The following is a 212-nucleotide window of genomic DNA, read 5'->3' as shown; positions in this document are numbered from 1 at the left end:
GTGGATACAGTAAAAGTAGCGAACAATAAAGCTGGAGCTGTGGATACAATTACAGTGAGTGAAGTAACTGAAGGTGATGTTGTAAAAGTATATGATGCATCAACAGAAGGAAAAGAGTTAGGAAAAGCAACAGTAGCGAAAGATGCGAAGGAAGCAACAATCACAGGAAAAGATTTACTAGTATCAACAGGGGGTACAGTATACGTAACAGT

1 pseudogene is annotated in these 212 nt (G+C 38.7%); it reads left to right on the top strand.

Annotated elements, in window-relative coordinates:
* Nucleotides 1-212: pseudogene (locus H6481_RS28575) on the top strand (IMP dehydrogenase); the annotation flags it as partial.

This window comes from Bacillus sp. ME78, assembly GCF_903970865.1.
GTDB classification, from domain to species: Bacteria; Bacillota; Bacilli; order Bacillales; family Bacillaceae_G; genus Bacillus_A; species Bacillus_A cereus.
Note: the sequence above shows the minus strand (reverse complement) of the source record. Positions and strands in the feature narration are given on the sequence as shown.